Source organism: Pseudoduganella sp. RAF53_2 (genome assembly GCF_052113985.1).
GTDB lineage: Bacteria > Pseudomonadota > Gammaproteobacteria > Burkholderiales > Burkholderiaceae_D > Rugamonas.
Genome location: NZ_JBFRDW010000470.1, coordinates 1 through 4,833, shown reverse-complemented (window position 1 = coordinate 4,833; position 4,833 = coordinate 1). Strand labels below are relative to the sequence as shown.

Sequence of the window (4,833 nt, the reverse complement as noted above, 5' to 3'; positions counted from 1 at the left end):
CCCAGGAACAGCACCGGATGATGCGCCAGCAGCACCACGGCCGCGAGGAAGGCGAGATGAATCGCGCAGACGAACAAGGGCACGGCTGCGGCATCAGCCGCCGCGCGCGGTGGCTCGGCAACCAGGTGGCGTCGCATCAGCAGCGTCACCACAGTCGCGTTGACGAATACCGCCAGCGCCGCCTTCCATCCGAACTGAGCGGCCATGAATGCGCTATCCCATTGCCAGGTGCCGGCAACCATCAGCACCGGCGGCGCAGCGTAGGAAGTCAGCGTGCCGCCGATCGACACGTTGACGAACAGCACGCCCAGCGCCCCATACTTGAGCCATTCCGGCATCGGATCGCGAAACACCAGCGGCGCCAGCATCAGCGCAGCAATCGTCATCGCGGCAGGCTCGGTGATCAGCGAGCCGGTCAGCGGTACGACGGACAAGCCCAGCCAGGCCAGCATGACTTCGCTACGTCCCGGCGCCAGACGCGCAATCGTGGCCAGCACGCGCTGCACAAACTCCAGCACAGGACGCGACGCGGCCACTACCATTACCACGAACACGAATAGCGGCTCCGTGTACTGCTGAGTCTCCGCATAGGCAATCGCATTCTGCGGTCCCGCCACGAAAGCCATCACCACCACCAGCACGAACGCCCAGAAGCCGAACACCACTTCCACTTCGCCGAGCAGGTGGAACAGCCCGTGATGGCGCGGGTAGCGGTGCGCCAATTTCTCGAAAGACTTGGCGCTGAAAGTGTGCAGCAGGGCGATGGCAAAGAGAACTGCGCCGATGGTTTCCATAGCGTTCGGTAAAAAGGCAATGTTGGCGATTTTACCAGCCTGATGCGCAGGTAAACCTTGCCAAAATCCCGTGCAGATTGTACTGTATATGCATACAGTTATTTGCTTTCGAATTCCATGGCCCGCTCTGATCCGATCAAAGCGCCGGAAGCCTTGCATCCTTCGCTATGGTTTGCATCGCAACTGGCGCAAAGCACGACCCGGTGCGTCGACACCGGGTATGCCGCGCTGTCGGCCCAGCTGCCCGGTGGGGGCTGGCCGACCGGCACGCTGATTGAGTTGCTGTTGCAGCAGAACGGCATCGGCGAGATGCGCTTGCTGCATCCGGCGCTGGCGGGCCTGACGCGTCCGATTGTCATGCTGCAGCCGCCGCAAGTGCCGCAGGTGCTGGGCTTGTCCGCGCTGGGCTTGCAGCCTTCGCAGCTGGTGTGGGTGAAGAACACCGGCCGCGCGGCCGATGGGCAATGGGCGGCCGAGCAAGCGCTGCGCAGCGGTTGTTGCGGCGCGGTGCTGCTGTGGGACAAGCATGTGCGCGGCGAATCCTTGCGCCGCCTGCACATGGCAGCCCAGAGCAGCGACACCTTGTTCTGCATGATGCGTCCGATCCAGGAAGCGCAAGACTCGTCGCCGGCGCCATTGCGGCTGGCGGTGCGCGGCGCATCGGGCGGCGTGCAGATTGACTTTATCAAACGGCGGGGACCGCGGCGCGATGAACCGCTCTTCCTCCCATTAATGCCTTCTACCTTGTTGCGTCATGCGTTTATGGATCAGCCTGCATCTACCCCAGCTTCCGCTGGAGATATTCTGCCCGCGGTGGTCGGATGACCAGTGCAGCGTGGTGCTGGAGCAGGATGGGGTTATAGCTTTATCCAGCCTGGCGCACGCCTGCGGGGTGCGTCCGGGCATGCGGCGCGGCGGCGTGATGATGATGGCGCCGCATGCGGAATTGCACGAACGCGCGCCGTTGAAGGAAACGGACGCTCTGCATGCGGTGGCGATGGCCATGCTGCAGTTCACGCCCAATGTGGCAGAAGGTGAAGAAGCATCGTTGCTGCTGGATATCGGCGCCAGCTTGCGCCTGTTCGGCGGCATTCGCAAGCTGTGCCGGCGTGTGCTGGCCAGCCTGCATGCGCTCGGCTTCAGCGCTCACCTTGGTGTGGCGCCCACCGCGCGCGGCGCCTGGCTGCTGGCACACAGCGGCGGCGGTCGTTCTTTAACAATGAAGAGCCTGATGCGCAGGCTGGACGGCTTACCGGCCGGGCTGATGCCGCCCGTGCGTCCTTTCCTGCCGTGGCTGCAGGGCATCGGCTGCCAGACGCTGGGCGAGCTGTACAGCTTGCCGCGTCCCGGCCTGAAGCGGCGGTGCGGTGCAGCGGTGCTGGCCATGCTGGATGCAGCGCATGGCACCACGCCGGAAATGTTCGAGTGGATCGAGGCGCCGCCCAGCTTTACCGCCAAGCTGGAATTGTTTGGCCGCATCGAGAATGCCGACCTGCTGCTGGCGGGCGCTTGCCGCTTGCTGCAGCAGCTGACGGGCTGGCTGTGCGCGCGCCAGTTTGCTGTCGAGGGCATCTGCCTGAAACTGGAGCACGAGCGCGGGCGGCAAGCGCGTCCGCCAACGCCCATCGAGGTTGCGCTGTCGGAGCCGACCTGGCGCGACGAGCATCTGGTGCGTCTGCTGAAAGAGCGTCTGGGCAAGGTGGAGCTGGTGGCGCCGGTGATTGGCCTCAGCCTGGAAGCGACCAAGGTCGAGCCGATGGCGCCGCTCAGCGATTCGCTGTTCCCGGAACCGGGCGGCAGCAAGGAAGACCGGCAGCGCCTGTTCGAAGTGCTGATTGCCCGGCTGGGCACGGACAATGTACTGCAGCCTTCGCCACGCGCCGACTTCCGTCCGGAGTACGCCAACAACTGGGTGCCGGTGCAGCTCAAGCTGCGCGCAGCGGACGTGAAGGCGCAGATGCCGCCGCGTCCCTTGCCGCGTCCCGTGTGGCTGCTGCCGAAACCAATCGCTTTGATGATGCGCGATCACCGGCCGTTCTACACCTCATCGCTGCGCGTGGTAACGCCGGCCGAGCGCATCGAAGCAGGGTGGTGGAGCGATACGCAAACGCGGGATTATTTCATCGCGGAAGGCGACGATAACGCGCATTACTGGGTGTTCCGCGAACGCCTCGGCGGCGATGAGCAGCGCTGGTATTTGCATGGCTTGTTCGGGTAAGCAGGGCGCAACTGTGGTACAAATAGGCAAAATATTTCCGGAGCCAAGCATGCGCGCTGAACGACTGGATTTTACGGGTGCAACTGGACAAAAGCTGGCCGCCCGCCTCGACTCTCCCGAAACCGCCGTCAAGGCTTACGCCCTGTTCGCCCATTGCTTCACCTGCGGCAAGGACGTGTTTGCCGCCAGCCGCATCGCGCAGGCCCTGACCGAGCATGGCATCGCGGTGCTGCGCTTCGACTTCACGGGACTGGGTGCCAGCGAAGGCGAATTCGCCAACACCAATTTCTCGTCCAATATCGCCGACCTGCTGGCCGCTGTCGACTTCCTGCGCCAGACGCGCGCCGCGCCGCGTCTCCTGATCGGCCACAGCCTCGGCGGTGCGGCCACATTGGCGGTGGCGGGCGAGGTGCCGGAGGCGCAGGCCGTGGTGACGGTCGCGGCGCCCAGCGATCCGGCCCACGTCACGCATCTGTTTGGCGAGCAGGTCGATGCCATCACGGCGCAAGGCGAGGCCGTGGTGCAGCTGGCGGGCCGTCCTTTCCGCATCAAGCGCCAGTTCCTGGAAGACGTGGCGGAACACAGCCTGCGCAACAAGATCGCCTCCTTGCGCAAGGCCCTGATGGTGATGCATGCGCCGGGCGACACCACAGTCGGCATCAATAACGCCGTGGATATTTTCACGGCGGCCAAACATCCGAAGAGCTTCATCTCGCTGGACACGGCAGACCACCTCCTCACCAAACGCGAAGATGCCGTCTACGTGGCCAATCTGATCGCCGCCTGGAGCAGCCGCTACCTCGTCTAGGAAGGCTTCCAGGCCATGCCGCGCTGCACGGCTGGACGGTTGCCCACGCGATCCAGCCAGCCTTTCAGCGCAGGCTTGTTGGCGATCATCGATGCGGCCGCCTCAGCCTGGTGCTCGATGACCGCGTGGGTCCAGGTATAGGTGGCGATGTCGGCAATGGAATAGGCCTCGCCGGCCAGATAAGGCCCTTTGCCGAGTCCGCGTTCCAGCACGTCCAGCAGGCGCTGCACCTCTGCCGTGAAGTGCTCTTTCGCCAGCGCATCGTCCTTTTTCATGAAGAAGCCCAGCTGGCCGGCCATCGGGCCGAGGCCGCCAATCTGCCAGTACAGCCATTCCAGCGCGCGGTAGCGCGTGTGGCCGGACTCGGCCAGCAGGCGTCCATTGGACTCGGCCAGGTAAGTCAGGATGGCACCGCTTTCGAATAGTGAGAGAGGCCCGCCCTTTGCCCCGTCGTCGGTCATGGCGGGGATTTTATTGTTGGGGGATATGGCCAGGAATTCCGGCTTGAATTGTGCGCCGGCTTTGATGTCAACTGGATGCACCTGGTAAGGGATGTCCAGTTCTTCCAGCATGATGATGGGCTTGCGGCCGTTGGGCGTGCCCCAGGTGTAAAGGGTAATCATTGGCGCCTCCGTGCAGTTTGCGACCACTGTAGCGGGAGGCGGAGAAGGCGGGCGCACCGGAGCGCCCGCCGTTGTTGGCTTACTTCAGCGGCGACAGCAGGATTTCCAGACGGTCTTTGGTGCCTTCGATGCGCTCCAGGCGCGGATAACGCAGGCCGCCGTAATAGGCCAGCGACACCGTGCGGTACTGCTGGCCATGCTTCACCAGCAGGTCGATCGGCTTCTTGCTGTCCTTGGCCGCGGTCACCGCCGCACGCAGCAGCTCCGGCTTGTAGGCACGGCCGTTGACGGCCAGCAGGGTGGTGTTGCCCGACAGGCCAGCCTTGAAGCCGGCGCCATCCCACTGGATGCTTTCGATCTTGCCTTCGCTGCCGACGTTGAAGCCCAGCG

At 64.1% G+C, this 4,833-nt stretch carries 5 protein-coding genes and 1 pseudogene; 3 read left to right on the top strand and 3 right to left on the bottom strand.

The genetic code is table 11. From position 1 onward, the window contains the following. Window positions 1-794: putative Na+/H+ antiporter (locus AB4Z11_RS23140; RefSeq protein WP_442027943.1), on the bottom strand; the 794-nt coding region annotated here is incomplete at its 3' end. A 117-nt stretch (window positions 795-911) separates the two neighbouring features. Here AB4Z11_RS23140 and imuA point away from each other — a divergent pair. Genes imuA through AB4Z11_RS23125 form a run of 3 tightly spaced genes read left to right on the top strand, consistent with a single transcriptional unit; the run spans window position 912 to window position 3,820 of the window. Further along, complete coding sequence (gene imuA, locus AB4Z11_RS23135) at window positions 912-1,619, top strand: translesion DNA synthesis-associated protein ImuA (protein ID WP_442027942.1); 708 nt, start codon at window positions 912-914, stop codon at window positions 1,617-1,619. Further along, window positions 1,549-3,012 carry a Y-family DNA polymerase gene (locus tag AB4Z11_RS23130; RefSeq protein ID WP_442027941.1) on the top strand — a complete coding sequence of 488 codons (1,464 nt, stop codon included), beginning with the start codon at window positions 1,549-1,551 and terminating at the stop codon, window positions 3,010-3,012. Before imuA ends, AB4Z11_RS23130 begins: the two co-directional genes overlap by 71 nt. 49 nt (window positions 3,013-3,061) lie before the next feature. Continuing rightward, window positions 3,062-3,820 (top strand): alpha/beta hydrolase family protein, encoded by a 759-nt coding sequence (locus AB4Z11_RS23125; protein WP_442027940.1) that lies wholly within the window; start codon window positions 3,062-3,064, stop codon window positions 3,818-3,820. Here AB4Z11_RS23125 and AB4Z11_RS23120 read toward each other — a convergent pair. Together AB4Z11_RS23120 and AB4Z11_RS23115 are read right to left on the bottom strand one after the other, a co-directional pair. After that, the gene (locus tag AB4Z11_RS23120; RefSeq protein ID WP_442027938.1) at window positions 3,817-4,443 is read right to left on the bottom strand and encodes a glutathione S-transferase family protein; all 627 of its coding nucleotides are present in this window, start codon (window positions 4,441-4,443) and stop codon (window positions 3,817-3,819) included. The two genes, AB4Z11_RS23125 and AB4Z11_RS23120, sit on opposite strands and share 4 nt — an antisense overlap. A 79-nt stretch (window positions 4,444-4,522) precedes the next feature. Next, window positions 4,523-4,833: pseudogene (locus tag AB4Z11_RS23115) on the bottom strand (peptidase M61); the annotation flags it as partial.